This is a genomic window from Mycobacterium sp. NPDC050853 (assembly GCF_040653875.1).
Taxonomy (GTDB): domain Bacteria; phylum Actinomycetota; class Actinomycetes; order Mycobacteriales; family Mycobacteriaceae; genus Mycobacterium.
In genome coordinates, this window is sequence record NZ_JBFAGW010000001.1 from 1,259,664 (window position 1) to 1,274,440 (window position 14,777).

The following is a 14,777-nucleotide window of genomic DNA, read 5'->3' on the forward strand; positions in this document are numbered from 1 at the left end:
GACATCACCTCCTTCGCGTCCTTCGGGCCTTACAGTGTGCAGTTCTTACTCTGATTCTGTCTTGGATTGCGTTTCGGCGCCCGCAGTTTCGGGGTCCTCAGGCGCCGTGTCGCCACCTTCGGGCTTTGCGGCGTCATCGGGACTACCATCCCCGACCACGACCATCGCAGTACGTAACACCCGGTCACCCATCTGGTAGCCCTTGCGCAGCACCGCAGCGAGCACGGGGTGGCCGTCCTGGCCGTCGTGCTGGACTGCCTCGTGCAGCGAGGGATCGAAGTCGTCACCCTCGGCGCCGAATGTCACCAGCCCCAGCCCTTCGAAGGCCGCGGTCAGCTTGTCCGAAACACTGCGCAGCGGACCCGATTCCAGGTCGCCGTGCTCCCGTGCGCGGTCAAGGTCGTCGAGCACGCCCAGCAACTGAGCCACCACGGATGCCTTGGCCGAATCGATGACGGCCTGCCGGTCCCGTTCCACCCGCTTGCGGTAGTTGGCGAAGTCGGCATGCGCACGCTGCAGGTCGGCCGTCAGTTCGGCCACCTTGGCTTCCACATCCGAGTCGCCGTCTGAGGCCGCGGCCCCGGGCGCCGAAGCGCCCGGTTCCGCTGCAGCAGCCGTCTTTTCAGCCGCCTTTGCCTCTTCACGGACCGCACCGGTGTTGGGGTCGATCCGGCGCTTATCGGTGACAATCACCGGCTCGCGCTCTTCTTCCCGATCTTGCCCACCGGACTGGGTCACTTGTTGTCCTTCTCCTCGTCGACGACCTCGGCATCCACGACATCGCTATCAGCGCCGGCAGCGGAACCCTCGGCTCCGCCTCCCTGGGCCTCGGCCTTGGCGGCCGCGGCCTCGTAGATGGCCTGACCCAGCGCCTGCGACTGCTCGCCGAGCTTCTCCATGGCCTCCTTGATGGCACCGATATCGGTGCCTTCCAGCGCCTTCTTGGCATCGGCGATGGCGTCGTCGACCTTGGTGAGGGTCTCGTCGGAGACGACCTTCTCCGCGCCCTCGGCGGGCTCACGCTGCTCCTTGACGAACTTCTCCGTCTGGTAGACCAGCGACTCGGCCTGATTGCGGACATCCGCCTCTTCGCGACGCTTCTTGTCCTCGTCGGCGTGCGCCTCGGCATCCTTGATCATCCGGTCGATCTCCTCCTTGGACAGGCCGGAGCCTTCCTGGATCTTGATCGTGTTCTCCTTGCCGGTGCCCTTGTCCTTCGCGGTCACGTGCACGATGCCGTTGGCATCGATATCGAAGGTGACCTCGATCTGCGGCACACCCCGCGGGGCCGGCGGAATGCCGGTCAGCTCGAAGGAGCCCAGGAGCTTGTTGTGCGAAGCGATCTCGCGCTCACCCTGGTACACCTGGATCTGCACCGACGGCTGGTTGTCATCCGCCGTGGTGAAGGTTTCCGAGCGCTTGGTGGGGATCGTGGTGTTGCGTTCGATGAGCTTGGTCATCACGCCGCCCTTGGTCTCAATACCGAGGGACAGCGGGGTGACGTCAAGCAGTAGAACGTCTTTCACCTCACCCTTGAGCACACCGGCCTGCAGCGCGGCACCCACGGCAACAACCTCATCCGGGTTGACGCCCTTGTTGGGCTCCTTGCCACCGGTCAGTTCCTTGACCAGATCGGTCACCGCGGGCATACGGGTGGAACCACCCACCAGCACGACGTGGTCGATATCGGCCACCGAGACACCAGCGTCCTTGATGACCGACTGGAACGGCTTACGGGTGCGGTCCAGCAGATCCTGCGTGATCTTCTGGAACTCGGCACGAGTCAGCTGCTCATCGAGGAACAGCGGGTTCTTGTCCGCGTCCACTGTGATGTACGGCAGGTTGATCGAGGTGCTCTGCCCACTGGACAGCTCGATCTTCGCCTTCTCGGCAGCCTCACGCAGACGCTGCAGAGCCATCTTGTCCTTGGTCAGGTCGATACCGGCACTGGCCTTGAACTTGTCGACGAGCCAGGTCACGATGCGCTCATCCCAGTCGTCACCACCGAGGTGGTTGTCGCCGGAGGTCGCACGGACCTCGACGACGCCGTCGCCGATCTCCAGCAGCGACACGTCGAAGGTGCCACCACCGAGGTCGAAGACCAGGATGGTCTGTTCCTTCTCGCCCTTATCCAGGCCGTAGGCCAAGGCGGCCGCGGTCGGCTCGTTGACGATGCGCAGCACATTCAAACCGGCGATCTGGCCGGCTTCCTTGGTGGCCTGACGCTGGGCGTCGTTGAAGTACGCCGGCACGGTGATGACCGCGTCAACGATGTCCTCACCCAGGTACGCCTCCGCGTCGCGCTTCAGCTTCTGCAGCGTGCGCGCGCTGATCTCCTGGGGGTTGTAGTTCTTTCCGTCAATCTCGACGGACCAATCGGTGCCCATATGCCGCTTGACCGAACGGATGGTCCGGTCGACGTTGGTCACCGCCTGGTTCTTGGCAGGCTGCCCGACCAGCACCTCGCCGTTGCGCGCGAACGCGACGACAGACGGGGTGGTGCGAGAGCCTTCCGAGTTCGCGACAACTACCGGGTCGCCGCCTTCGAGGACGGCGACAACGGAGTTAGTGGTCCCGAGGTCGATTCCGACCGCACGAGCCATAGTTCATTCCTCCTGTTTGTTACCTCATTGCCTTCAGTGAGATCCGCTCAAGTTTGCCTCGCCCGGATCACTTCGTCAAGCCAGAGTTGAGTCCATTTGACTCAAGTTCGACATACAGCTCAACGGGCGGCCTTCCAGGTTTGTTCCCGAGGCCACTAACTGGCCTCTCGCGAACGCACAAGCAGGTGCCGGCGTCCCGGCAGCACAGTGCCGGCAAACGCTCACGACGGCGGGGGTGCATACCTTCCACTGGCCATCCTCGAACAGGAAGGAGATCGGGGAGATCTTGACGCCCAGTCCGTTGGGGTCATGCGTGGACATCCTCCCGAGGTCGTCGACGCTGCATATCTCAATGGAGGTGATCTTGGCGAGCGCCTTGCGGTTCACGACGTCGACAGCCTCGGGTATCGCTGCACCACGCGAATTCCCCAGCGCCGCAGCGCGCATGGGTAGAGACTGGAACGATGGAAACAACCGTCGATGAGATCGCGGACGGCATCTTTCGGTTCTCCACCTGGATTCCGGATATCACCGAACACGGCTTCACCTTCAACCAGTTTCTCCTCACCGGTAATCAGCCGTTCTTATTTCATACCGGCCAAAAGTTCCTGTACCCCAATGTCTCCCAAGCTGTTTCGCGCGTTATCCCACTGGAGTCGCTGCGCTGGATCTCCTTCGGCCATGTCGAGGCCGACGAATGCGGCTCGGTAAACCAGTTCCTTGCCGCCGCCCCGCACGCCGAGGTCATCCACAGCCCGCTGGCATGCATGCTCTCGCTCAATGACATGTGCGACCGACCGCCCGTTGCCGTGGGCGATGAGCCGCATGACATCGGTGGGCACCGTCTTCGATTCCTTGAAACCCCCCATATCCCCCACAACTGGGAGGCCGGGCTCTGGTTCGATGAAACCACCGCAACACTGTTCTCCGGCGACCTGTTTACCCATACCGGGCAGTGTCCGGCACTCACCGAACCCGATTGCGTGGCACCGGCCTTAGCGGCGGAGGGGCTCTTCCACGCGACCGGCTTGACCACCACGCTCGCGCCGACGCTCGATCAGCTCGCCGACCTGGAACCGACCACCCTGGCCATCATGCACGGATCGTCCTACGCGGGTGAGGGAGCCGCGCAACTGCGATCGCTGCGGGACGGATACACCGAGCTCGCCACGAGCGGGTAGCTCAGCGGCTTCGCCGGACGGCGTACGAACTCACCGCCGCAACAACGACAATCACCGCGAGACCGGCCACCAGCGGCCACACCCCGGTGGCATCCACCACACTCACGAGCCAGGTCTGCACCGTGCTCGCCGCGTTGATCACCGGATCGTCGGCGCTCCCGTCACCGAAGTTCAGCCGGATCTCGTAGTAGCCGTAATAGGTGATGTACAGGCCGGTCAGCAGCACGATCACACCGGCGATCCGACCCACGTACGGAAGGACCTTGCGCATGGTCGTCTGCACCGAATTTCCCAGCAGCGCAACGGCCAATGCCGCGACCCCGACGGTCACCGCCATACCAGCCCCATACGCGATGAATGCCAGGACCCCCGACACGATGGAGCCCTGTTTGAAGGTGGTGCTGATAACCGCGAGGAACGGCCCGACAGTGCAGGACAGCGATGCCACCGCGTAAGTAAGCCCATACCCGTACATCGAGAACAGCGAAGAGGTCGGCACTCCACCGGAGACCCGCGGCAGCATCACCGTGAGCTCACGCCCGGACAGCAACCAAATCGACAGCGCCACAAGCCCAATACCGATGACCACAGTCGCGAAGGGCATGTACCGGCCGGCCGAGGCGACCACCGGCGAGATGACAAGTCCGAAGACCCCGAACACCGTCAGGAACCCTGCGGCCATCGCCACAGTCGCGGTCGCCGCCCGCGTGACCGCAGTCAGCCTCGACGTCGTGCCATCGCTCCCGGCGATCACCAGCCCGAGATAGCCGGGCAGAAAGGCGAAGCCACACGGATTGAGCGCGGCCACTAGCCCGGCTCCCAATGCGAAAGTGATTGCTGCGGTATCAATCACGATGTTAGATTGTGGGTCAACCCAGCTGCCTGATCCGCTTGTCAAGCTCCGGCCCTGAGAGCGGACTCTTGACAACCTCGGCCTTGCCTTTTGATCCCAGGAACGCGAAAGCCGGTTGATGGGTGACGTCGTACAGAGCCCACACCTTGGCGTCCGAGTCGGCCAGCTGAATAAAGGTGAGGCCGTATTTGGTCACGAAATCGCGCATCGCGGAAACCTGGTCCTGCGCGGCGACACCGACGAAGGTGACATCTGGATGCGCGATAACCGCCTTCTGCAGATCCGGCGCTTCCTTCTGACAGGTCGGGCACCACGGCGCCCAGAACCACAGCACTGCCTTCTTTCCGGTCAGGCTGCTACCAGCGAAGTCGGCGCCGTCGATGGTCTTGGCGGTGAAGTTCAGCAGTCGTGACGACTGCACCGAGGAACTACCGGCTGACGTCTCGTTCCTGTCCGCCCCGGAACAACCGGCTAAAGCCAGAGCCACTGCCGCAATGGCCGAAACGGCAACGCGTGATAACACTTTCCCTCGTTTCGCTGCGTACTCACCAACTCACACACATCCTGTCCACCCACCGTAACCGCCTAGGCAAGTCACCCGCGCCCGGGTACGCGGCCTTACGTACGCTGGCGGTCATGGACTTCCGGGTATTCGTTGAACCGCAGCAAGGCGCCACCTACTCCGACCAGCTGCGGGTGGCACAAGCGGCCGAAGAACTGGGATTCTCGGCGTTCTTCCGATCCGATCACTATCTGGCGATGGGCGGTGCCGACGGGCTGCCCGGGCCCACCGACGCATGGGTGACGCTCGGCGCGATCGCGCGGGAGACCACCGTCATTCGGCTCGGCACCCTGGTCACCTCGGCGACCTTCCGCCATCCGGGTCCGCTGGCGATCAGCGTCGCGCAGGTCGACGAGATGAGCAGCGGCAGAGTTGATTTCGGCCTGGGTGCGGGGTGGTTCAGCGAGGAGCATGAGGCGTACGCGATTCCTTTCCCACCGCTGGGCGAACGGTTCGACCGGCTTGAAGAACAGCTCGACATCCTCACCGGCCTCTGGACCACACCCACCGGCGACACGTTCTCCTATACCGGCAAGCACTACACGGTGACCGACTCCCCCGGGCTGCCCAAACCGGTACAGGAGCCTCATCCGCCCATCGTCATGGGCGGTCTCGGGCTCAAACGCACCCCGGCCCTCGCCGCCCGATTCGCCGCCGAGTTCAACCTGCCCTTCCAGCCCGTCGACATCATCACCGACCGGTATGCGCGGGTGGCGCACGCGGTGGAAGCTGCTGGACGGCCCGCGGATTCGATGATCTACTCAGCGGCCTTCGCGGTATGCATCGGTGACACGGATGCCGATATCGCGCGCCGCGCGGCGAACGCGGGCCGCGCGGTGGACGAGATCACCGAGAACAGTCCGCTCGCAGGCACTCCCGACGCAGTGGCAGACAAGCTGCGCGCCTACGTCGAGGCCGGCGTTCAGCGGGTCTACGTTCAGCTACTCGATATCCGCGATCTGGATCAACTGGAGTTCTTCGCCTCGACGGTGATCCCACAATTCGGCTGACATTCTGAGTTAGGCTCCGCACTTGATGAGCCAGACACCCAACGCACCCGAGGACGAGAACTTCCTGTCGGGGATGATCGAGGACGACGAGCAGCCTAAGCCGTGGTACCGAACCGGGCCGGCAATCGTGGGCACCATCGCCGCGATCATCGCCATCGTTGCCGTGCTCATGACCATCGTGTTGTCCACGGATAAGCGCGTCGTCAACGACGACACACCGCTGACATCGACGCCGTCGAGTCCCAGCACCACCACAACCGAACCAACCGGGGCCTCTTCGGGGTCCTCGACGACCGCCCCCACCACGACCGAATCGTCGCCAGAACCGGTGACACCCGCGGAGACATCCGAGCCCACGTACTACGACACCCCGACCTCGCCGACGTACCGGTACGAGGCACCGCCGATTCCGTCTCCGCCGGCCATTCCGCAGATCCCGCCGATACCCCCAATCCCGCAAATTCCACAGATCCCGCAAATCCCCGGGCTCTAAGACGGTTGGGTTACGCTCCGGTCATGTCATACCCGGAGCCGCCAGAAGATCCGACGATATACAACCAGCAGTACCACGACCAGGAACCTGAGCAACCCAACCCTTGGTACAAGCAGCCGGCTGTGCTCATTGCATTGGCAGGCGCCGCCGTTGCGGTCATCGCGGTGATCATCGCGTTCGTGATCACCCGTAGTGACAAGCCGGCCCCCGCCGGGAGTACCAGCTCGGTGACCTCGTCAACGACCAGCAGCTCGGCACCGGCCTCCGGCGGCGGCCATGAGGGACATGGCGGATCCGGCAACGACGGTGGCAACTCCACGGTGACCGTGACGCCGACCGTTTCCGAGTCGCCGAGTCAGAGCACCGAAACGACGACCACCACCCAGCCGACAACTACCACCACCACGACTGAGCCGACTACGACTACGACTACGACTACGACTCAGCCGACCACTACGACCACCCAGCCGACGACCACAACGACCACTGGGCGCTCGGTAGTCGTCCCGATTCCCGGCGGCGGCAACGTCGAAGTACCCGTTGGGGGTCAGTGAGCCATCCGCATTCCCGGCGGACCCGGCATGCCCTGATGGGTCTTGCCGGGACTGCTGGGGGAGGCCTCATTCCATAGGTGGCCCGCCGCGCACATCGCGACCACGAAGCACAGCACACCGATCGGAATGGCCCACACGCGCCGCGTATCAAGTTTCGCGGCGCACTGATCGTGATAGTTGGTCGACTGTTGGCCCGCGGAATAGGCCCTGTCGAGCTCCGCGGACCGTGCCAGCCGCGGCCCGACCGGCATGCCACATGTCACCGACTGTGTTGCGCCACCCGTTTCGACTTGAATCGACACCGGTGTCAACAACACAGCCATCGCCGCAATCGTCGCGATACCGCAGACGACTGATAGGCAACCTCGCCCTCGCATACCCCGGACGCTACGCCGTCAAGGGCACGCATTGATGGTGATTCGGCATCTGCATCGGTACAAATTGCGCACGAATCTTCAGCAGGCAGAGCTCTTGGCAGTCCGGCAGATTGGTGCTGCCACGTTTCGCAGAATCTGCTGCTCGTCGACGTCCAACCAGGGCGCGCCGGCGGCGCCGGTGACGGCGTTCGTCACGGTCAGTTCGGTCACCGTCCCGGTGCCCGGGGGCGCCGCCACGTACAGCCGGTACTGAGGTTGCTTGCCGCCCTGAGACGGTAGCGTCACGGTGGCCGCATGCCCGGCGGCGAGGTCCGTCACACTGACCTGAGCGCCGACGGCGTTGAAGCAGTGATCCAGCCTCGCGCGCAGCGACCGATACACCGTCGACGCATATTGATCAGTGACCAAGGTGTCGCCCGGCCAGTGCGAGATCACCTGCACCGCCGTCCACCCGGACTCGTCGGAACTTACTGTCGAGGAGGCTGATTCGGGCGATTGCGGCAGATTCTCCCCAAGCGAGAAACAGAGATTTGCCGACCAGAAGGCGGGGCGATCCACTGAGCTTGCGTTGCGGGACAAGGATGCCCAGTGCGACACGTGGTCCATGGGGATGTCCCGGGCGTTGGTCCATACAGTGTCGGGCAACGGCCTCGGATCCGCGGCGGCCGGTGCCGCGGTACCCAGACCGATAATCACGACCATCGACGAAACCGCCCGCAGCCACCCGCGCACTGTCACCGACATCCTCCCTAGCAGGAGCCCTTGCATAACGGCTGGGCGAGAGCGCGGAGCACCGTCACGTCATCGACGGGCTTCCACGGCGAGGGCTCGCGGCCGGTGCGGGGCACGGTGACCGCCAGCTCGGAGATGGTGCCCGATTCCGGGGGAACCACGTTGTAGATGTGCACCTCGCTGGTGGGGTTGTCACGGTCCTTGCCGACCAGCAGCGTCGCCGCGAAGCCGTACCAGGAGGGCGCCGGGCGCAGATCGACGCTGATCACGTCCCCGATTCCCGGGCAGTAGTTGAGCTGGGACCGAATACCGCTCTGGAAGGCCGAGGCCCCATCCGAGGTCCCTTCAGGCCACTGCCCCGCCGCCTGTACGACGGACGCCGCGGTGCCCGAGGCGGTCTGCGTCGCAATGGCCGATGCCGGCGGCAGCAGGTCCGCCGACGGGCTACCGCAGAGCCGCATGCTGAGGAACGATGCCCTCCCGGTTGCGGTCGGGCTGGCCGCTGACCAGTGGTATTCACTGCTCATCGGGATATCGCCGGGGCTGATCCACGCACCGGCGGGTACGGGTTTGGGCGCCGGAGCTGCGGGGTTGGGGGTGGGTTCGGCGGCCGCGATCCCGGTGCCGAAACCCAGGCCGAACCCGGCCATGAGGGCGCAAATCGCGACAAACAGACGCGTCATCATGTGCTCAGTATGCCGGGCGGTCGCGCTGAGGCAATTGGGTGAGTATGCCTTCGGCACTCCGGACCGCCGCCAGACACAGCCGGCTGGTGAAGGGATCATTGAGCGGGTATTCGGCCCGGGCACGCCAGCGACCCACCGCGTCGAGGGCTGCGCGACGGGGATCCGGCCGCGTCTCATCAAGACCCAACCGGGCCGCGGCGTCCGTGCCGGAGGATCCCAACAATCTGCGGATAAGCACCGTCTCGTGCTCGGTGAGCGTGGTGGTCCGTGAGGACAGCTCCGCCAACAACCGCAGCTCGTCGAAGGCGTGAGTATCGGCCAACAACGGGTCTATGTCGTCGATGACCAGGCGGCCACCCTGGACCGGGTAGGTGGTCAGTACCTGCCGAGCGGATAGCAGCGCGGTATGCGATTTGAGGATGCCGGCGCGCTGACCGAACTGATTCGCGATGACGTTGTAAAGCTCCACCAGACCGCTGCGTTCAAGTAGCTCCTCTGCCAGCCCGGTGGCATCGGCGACGCCGACCCGGATAACGGCCACCGAGATCCGGATACCGAACATCCCGAATCGGTGCAGCAGCGCAGTCCGGGTCTGGGCATCAACCGGAAGCGAATCGTCTTCGCGCACAAACCTGTCCACCGACAGCAGGGATTTGGCCAGCACCTGTGGGTCCAATTCGGCCAGCTTCTGCAGCGCGACGAACTCCGCCTGACGCAGAGTACGGGCGGTGAGTGCGAGGAGGCCCGCAACCGGCACGACGGCCTGACAGATCCCCGTGCGTTCCATCTCCCCGGCGAACCGGGCGGCCACCTCGCGCGCCGACAACATCGCGTCAAGCCTGCCCACCCCGATCTCGTCGGCGCGCGACACCACACCGACTACCCCGACCGCGCCGCCGCGCTCCCCACCGACGAGCTTGCCGATCTGGGCGAGCAGCCCGATATCGGCGGCGTTCAGGCTGCGAAGCAGAAATATCACCGCGTCGACCCGGGGCATGCCGTCCTCGGGTACCAGCAGCGCCAGGCTGCGTTCGGAGACCTCCGTGGACAAGGACGACGTCCCCGGGGTGTCGATCAGGGTGATGTCATTCAATTCCGGTGCAGGCCAGCGGACGTCGAGGTCGACGACCGACGCTGAATCAAGCCGGTCAAGCTCGAACGAAAGTCCCCCGTTGCGACGAATCGGAATGTCCTGACGTGCGCCACCTCTCAGGTTAGCGATGGCCTGCGGGGCGGCGCCGTGGCGAAACCACGCCACGATCCGGGTGGCCTCGGTGGCGTCGGTGGGTGCAATGTCTTCTCCGACAAGCGCGTTGACCAGAGTGGATTTACCGGCGTTGAGTGTGCCGGCGATGGCCACCCGGATCGGTTCGTCGAGCCTGGCGGCGATGCGCCTCAGTTCGTCGTGCGGCTCGGCAGTCCGGGCATACCGCGGATCGTCCTGGTAGGTCCGGATCGCGTCGCCGATGATGACGCGCGCCTGGTCGAGTGTGCTCATGCCTCCCCCATTGCTCTTCGCGCAAGCGGCTCATCGCCAGGTCGAAGCCCTTCCAGTCCTTCAATATGGGTGTTCACCTGGCGAAGAATGTGCAGCTGACGCTCCACCTCGCGGGTGCGTGAGTCGCGTTCCTCGGCTTCCAGCCGCGCCGATGCGATGGCGGCCTGTAGCGATTCGTTGAGCGAACGGGTGGTCTGGTTGGCGATGTCGCGGAAGTGATCACGCAGCTGACGCTGCACCAGCCGCAGCCGATCACGCGATTCCTTGAGCACCACGAAGGACACGTCATCGAGAAAGCGGCGAACATTTGTCTTGGCCTCACCGCGGATGCGAAGCATCCGGTTCTCCATGTCCTCGGTGTAGGTCTTCTTTCCGAGCATCGCACCGGCGCCAAGTGAGATCAGGTTGAACATCCCAAGCCCTGCAACAGTGGTCAGCATCCCGAACATGATGACGCCACCGTAGGACCCACGCAGACCGGTGATCGCCTTGTGCCCCAACTTGATCGGTTTGGCTTCCAACTTGGACAGTGACTGCAGGTCATTGAGGTCGGCGCCCATCTCGCTAGCCCGCAGGCGGGGCATCTTCACCGAGTCCATCCCGGCCGTGGCGAAGGTCTCGGCCACCTGCGCGGCCAGATGCATTGCCCGCTGGTGTGCCCAGACGAAGTTGTTACCGACCGAGTTGGCGACTGCCTGTTCGAGTTTGGCACCGACCTCGGCCCAGTTCTTGGTGGGATCGGTCCGCTCGATGACCTCTTCGGTGCGATGCAGGATGCGCCGGAAGCGCGATTGCAGGTCGTGCTCGACATCGGTGGACACGTCGGCGATGCCATCGCCGAGAACCTGCTGCCACAGCGCGGTATGTGCGAGCGCCTCCTCGGCCTCACGCTTGCGTCGCTCCAGATCCGAGGTGAGCTCATCGCGGCTCTGCGGATCCTGCAAGGCACTGAACTCCGCATCCAGGGTCAGCGTCAGATGCTCCGCAGCCGAACCAATCTCGGCCGCGGCTTGCAACCGCGAATTGGCCTGCTGGTCCGCGATGGCATTGCTGAGGAAGGTCACCAGCGCCGGGAAATTCGACTCCGCATTGAGCTCCTTGTCGTTGAGCTGCAATGCATGTGAACGTAGCGTCGACGACACCGTGATGGCAGGGACGGTGATCTTGGCGCGCTGCAGGTGCGCGGAGTTGGCGGCCATCACTGCCCGCCAATGCGGGTACAGATCGGTTTTGGTGTTGACGATCGCCGCGATCGGGCACAGATCGAGTGCCTGCTGGATGAAAACCAGCTCCGGTTCGGTGAATTCGGAGCTGAGGTCGCTGACCATGAGCATGACGTCGGCGTCGGGCAGCAGCCCCAGCGTGCTCGACAGGTGCGGCTGTCCGAAACCGCCGACACCCGGTGTATCCACCAGACACAGACCGCTTTTGAGCATCGGGCTGGCCACCTTGATTTCCACCCGCAGCACCTCGCGGCCCTGGGCCTGCGGCGCCCGCTTGAGGTCCTTGCCGATATCGGCCACGGGAATCGGAATGATCTCGGGCTCTCCGGCGAGCCCGCCGCCGTCGTACTGCTCGGCGGGAGCCACCACCAGCGCCGCAGAAGGCTGGTCGCCGTAACTGATAACGGTTGTCACCGAGGTGGTTTCGTCGTCGCCGACCCGCGCGACCGGCATGTTGAGCAGCGAGTTGACGAGCTGGCTCTTGCCCTGCTTGAGCTGCCCGGCCACCACCACGCGCAGTGGTCGGTCAAGGAGAATTTCGCCGGCGCGGTCCAGCCGATCGATCAGATCGCCCCGATCGTTCTCCCCCGCAATCTTGCGCACGTGCCCGAGCAGCTCGTTGATGAGCGCAAGCTGCTGCTGGCCGTCCTGTGCGGTGTCAGACAACGTCCCGTAACCCTTCTTGCTCGAAGTTCCTCATTACTGTGCCATTTCTGGGGGCCAGCACCGTCGATGCGCCCGTGCGGATGCCCCGCACCGTTCCGGAGAACTTGTGGTGCGGGGCATCGCGCCGGCCTGAATCAGTGGTGCTCGGTTCCCGGCAGGGTGGTGTGGTCTGCGACCGCGCCGTGTCCCTGCGCCTGAGCCTGCGCCTCGAACCCGGTGCCGGCTGCGCCGTGCGAACCCAACGATGAATCGAAGGATTGGTTCATCGAGCCCGCCGAGCTGTGCGAGGCGTTGAGCGGGCTGCTCAACGAATCGTTGATGGCGCTGGAGTGCGAGTTGCTCACCGCTGCGCTGCTGGATGCGGAGTGCGAGGTGTTCAGCGAGTCGTTGATCGCGTTGGTGTGCGAGTTGCTCAACGAGGTGCCGGTGTGCGCCTGGTTGTTGGACGCGATATCGGTGTTCACCTTGTTGTGCGAGGCGATATCGGTGCTGGTGCTCGTCTGGTTGTGCGAGCCGATATCGGTCTGCGTCTTCACCTGGTTGTGCGAGGCGATATCGGTGTGGGTGGTGTTACCCGAGCCGATGTTCGTCGAGCGATCGGTGTTGAACGAGTCATTGATGTTGGTGGTGTTCCGCTGCGAGTGATCGTCGACGACGGTCACGCTCTTGTCGATGCCTGCAGACCCGTGCCCGCTGACGTTGGTGTAGTCGCCGCCGACCCGAGTGTCACTCTGGTCCACGTTGACCTTTCCGCCGTGGTCGGCGTTGATGATGTTGCTGTCGCGCACATCACCGTTGACTGCGGTGGATCCCTTGCCGGAGGCGATGGGACCGGAGTTGCTTCCGCCCACGGCCACCGCGCCGTCGCCGATGGCGTTGGTGTCGCGGTTACCGAACTGCAGATCACCGAAGCTCAGGTCCAGCAGCGGACCGCGGTTGAAGCTGTCGACGTTCCCGCTCGGGCTCATGACCTGGTTGCCGCTCGCGATTGGGTTGTGGCTCGCGAACTCGGTGTCGTTGTGGCTCATGAAGTCGTTGTTACGGGGGCTGAAGTTGTCCCGGGGGCTCAGCAGCGACGGCGACAGGATGCTCGGGGCATCGGGCTGCGCGGCGTAGTAGTTCTGCAGGTTGCCCGACAGATCGTTCATCGGGCTACCGGTGCTGACCCACTGCGACTGGTAGCCGTAGTTGGAGGCGACCGACTCGGCGACAACCGGCATCACGGCGCCGACCTGAGCGGCGGTGACGGCAGAGAGCCCGGCGTTGGCCAGGGAGGTCTGCGGGTCGGCGACGTAGCTTGCGGCCTGAACCGGGTCGCGGAAGAGGTTGAGGATGAAGTCGATGATGGACATTGAGGTCTCCCTTTGGTGATCGGAGTCAACCGGTCTGTCCGGTCGAACTGAATACAAACCTATGGACCTGGAAGACCCCTGAAAACGGGAGAACATCCCCTTCTCGACCGATCCCCCATGGGGGTCTGAGTCCATCTCCATTAGGGGATTAGGGGAACGCTAGGGGGTGCTGTGAAGAGGCTGGTAAATCAACAAAAACCGCCCGGCCAGAGGGGGTTGGCCGGGCGGTTTTTGGTCAGGAAACGTCAGAAGTGGTCGATCCCGGTGTCGTGGTGCCCGTGATCGATCGCGGTGTCCTGCCCCAGATCCAGGAACGGATCATGCAGCCCGGACGCGGCACCGGCTCCGAACTCGTCGCCGATGACACCGGAATGCGTGCTCTCGAACCCGCTATCGGGAGTGTGCAGCGGGGCCTGGAACTGGTCGATCGCCGAAACGGCGCTGCCCGCGGACGGGCCGTACTCGTCGGGGATGGTGATCGCGTCCTGCCGAGTACTCAGGTCTGATACCGCATTCGTCACGGCATGTAGGCCTGCATCCAGGCTCGGGTCGTGCCTCGGCGCGGTGAACGGTGAATCGAACGCCGATACCGCCGCACCACTTGCCCAGATGTTGTCGGCCGGCAGTGCCGTATGCACCGTCTGCGATAGATCGGCCGCCGCCGGGTTGGCGGCGAGCTGTGCGGCCTGTGTTCCCAGGGCGGCCGGTATCGACTCGCTGACCACCGGGATAAGCGCGGAGACATCCGCGGGCTGGACGCCGTCCAGATGCGCGTCGGCGATGACTTGCGCGGGATTGGCCGCGTACTGCGCGGCCATATCCTGGTCACGGACCAGTGCCATGACGAAATCCAGCAGGTTATTGCCCATGTCTGCGATGGTAGGAGTCGCCCCGAGCCCCGGCTACGGGGAGCGACCCGTTGCTGGCCGGTACCCCATTGGGGGACGCGCGTTAGGGGATGTCTCGTCATTAGGGGGTGTGACGGGC

16 protein-coding genes are annotated in these 14,777 nt (G+C 64.3%); 4 read left to right on the forward strand and 12 right to left on the reverse strand.

What is annotated here, in order from left to right; translation table 11 throughout:
* Window positions 1-45 precede the first annotated feature (45 nt).
* From grpE to AB0H22_RS06240, 3 genes are all read right to left on the reverse strand, one after another.
* Window positions 46-738 carry a nucleotide exchange factor GrpE gene (gene grpE, locus AB0H22_RS06230; RefSeq protein WP_358145501.1) on the reverse strand — a complete coding sequence of 231 codons (693 nt, stop codon included), beginning with the start codon at window positions 736-738 and terminating at the stop codon, window positions 46-48.
* Complete coding sequence (gene dnaK, locus AB0H22_RS06235) at window positions 735-2,603, reverse strand: molecular chaperone DnaK (protein ID WP_180749143.1); 1,869 nt, start codon at window positions 2,601-2,603, stop codon at window positions 735-737. The genes grpE and dnaK overlap by 4 nt, the downstream gene beginning before the upstream one ends.
* A 75-nt stretch (window positions 2,604-2,678) precedes the next feature.
* Entirely contained in the window at window positions 2,679-3,050 is a 372-nt protein-coding gene (locus tag AB0H22_RS06240; protein ID WP_358145503.1) for a hypothetical protein, read from the reverse strand.
* 17 nt (window positions 3,051-3,067) lie between these two features.
* Between AB0H22_RS06240 and AB0H22_RS06245 the strand changes: the two genes are divergently transcribed.
* Window positions 3,068-3,784 carry an MBL fold metallo-hydrolase gene (locus tag AB0H22_RS06245; RefSeq protein WP_358145505.1) on the forward strand — a complete coding sequence of 239 codons (717 nt, stop codon included), beginning with the start codon at window positions 3,068-3,070 and terminating at the stop codon, window positions 3,782-3,784.
* A 1-nt stretch (window position 3,785) separates the two neighbouring features.
* On the opposite strand, the gene AB0H22_RS06250 is transcribed toward AB0H22_RS06245, so the two are convergent.
* Window positions 3,786-4,637 (reverse strand): cytochrome c biogenesis CcdA family protein, encoded by an 852-nt coding sequence (locus AB0H22_RS06250; RefSeq protein ID WP_180749145.1) that lies wholly within the window; start codon window positions 4,635-4,637, stop codon window positions 3,786-3,788.
* Between the two features lie 16 nt (window positions 4,638-4,653).
* Window positions 4,654-5,160 (reverse strand): redoxin domain-containing protein, encoded by a 507-nt coding sequence (locus AB0H22_RS06255; protein ID WP_180749146.1) that lies wholly within the window; start codon window positions 5,158-5,160, stop codon window positions 4,654-4,656.
* A 113-nt stretch (window positions 5,161-5,273) separates the two neighbouring features.
* Between AB0H22_RS06255 and AB0H22_RS06260 the strand changes: the two genes are divergently transcribed.
* From AB0H22_RS06260 to AB0H22_RS06270, 3 genes are read left to right on the forward strand one after another with little or no spacing between them, the layout of a single operon-like run.
* Window positions 5,274-6,209 carry an LLM class F420-dependent oxidoreductase gene (locus AB0H22_RS06260; RefSeq protein ID WP_358145508.1) on the forward strand — a complete coding sequence of 312 codons (936 nt, stop codon included), beginning with the start codon at window positions 5,274-5,276 and terminating at the stop codon, window positions 6,207-6,209.
* Between the two features lie 25 nt (window positions 6,210-6,234).
* Window positions 6,235-6,702: a hypothetical protein gene (locus tag AB0H22_RS06265; protein WP_358145510.1), complete on the forward strand. Its 468-nt coding sequence runs from the start codon at window positions 6,235-6,237 to the stop codon at window positions 6,700-6,702.
* A gap of 56 nt (window positions 6,703-6,758) precedes the next feature.
* Window positions 6,759-7,256, forward strand: a complete 498-nt coding sequence (locus AB0H22_RS06270; RefSeq protein WP_358146103.1) for a hypothetical protein — start codon at window positions 6,759-6,761, stop codon at window positions 7,254-7,256.
* On the opposite strand, the gene AB0H22_RS06275 is transcribed toward AB0H22_RS06270, so the two are convergent.
* The 7 genes from AB0H22_RS06275 to AB0H22_RS06305 form a co-directional block, all read right to left on the reverse strand.
* The gene (locus AB0H22_RS06275; RefSeq protein ID WP_180749149.1) at window positions 7,250-7,633 is read right to left on the reverse strand and encodes a hypothetical protein; all 384 of its coding nucleotides are present in this window, start codon (window positions 7,631-7,633) and stop codon (window positions 7,250-7,252) included. The genes AB0H22_RS06270 and AB0H22_RS06275 overlap by 7 nt on opposite strands.
* Window positions 7,634-7,711: 78 nt before the next feature.
* The gene (locus AB0H22_RS06280; RefSeq protein ID WP_180749150.1) at window positions 7,712-8,371 is read right to left on the reverse strand and encodes a hypothetical protein; all 660 of its coding nucleotides are present in this window, start codon (window positions 8,369-8,371) and stop codon (window positions 7,712-7,714) included.
* A gap of 11 nt (window positions 8,372-8,382) precedes the next feature.
* Window positions 8,383-9,051 carry a hypothetical protein gene (locus AB0H22_RS06285; protein WP_358145512.1) on the reverse strand — a complete coding sequence of 223 codons (669 nt, stop codon included), beginning with the start codon at window positions 9,049-9,051 and terminating at the stop codon, window positions 8,383-8,385.
* 4 nt (window positions 9,052-9,055) lie between these two features.
* A complete protein-coding gene (locus AB0H22_RS06290) occupies window positions 9,056-10,549 on the reverse strand; it encodes a dynamin family protein (RefSeq protein WP_358145514.1) in 1,494 nt (497 codons plus the stop codon).
* Window positions 10,546-12,438 (reverse strand): dynamin-like GTPase family protein, encoded by a 1,893-nt coding sequence (locus AB0H22_RS06295; protein ID WP_180749153.1) that lies wholly within the window; start codon window positions 12,436-12,438, stop codon window positions 10,546-10,548. Before AB0H22_RS06295 ends, AB0H22_RS06290 begins: the two co-directional genes overlap by 4 nt.
* A 134-nt stretch (window positions 12,439-12,572) precedes the next feature.
* Window positions 12,573-13,790 (reverse strand): IniB N-terminal domain-containing protein, encoded by a 1,218-nt coding sequence (locus tag AB0H22_RS06300; RefSeq protein WP_180749154.1) that lies wholly within the window; start codon window positions 13,788-13,790, stop codon window positions 12,573-12,575.
* 245 nt (window positions 13,791-14,035) lie between these two features.
* Window positions 14,036-14,659 carry an Rv0340 family IniB-related protein gene (locus AB0H22_RS06305; RefSeq protein WP_358145517.1) on the reverse strand — a complete coding sequence of 208 codons (624 nt, stop codon included), beginning with the start codon at window positions 14,657-14,659 and terminating at the stop codon, window positions 14,036-14,038.
* Between the last annotated feature and the right edge of the window lie 118 nt (window positions 14,660-14,777).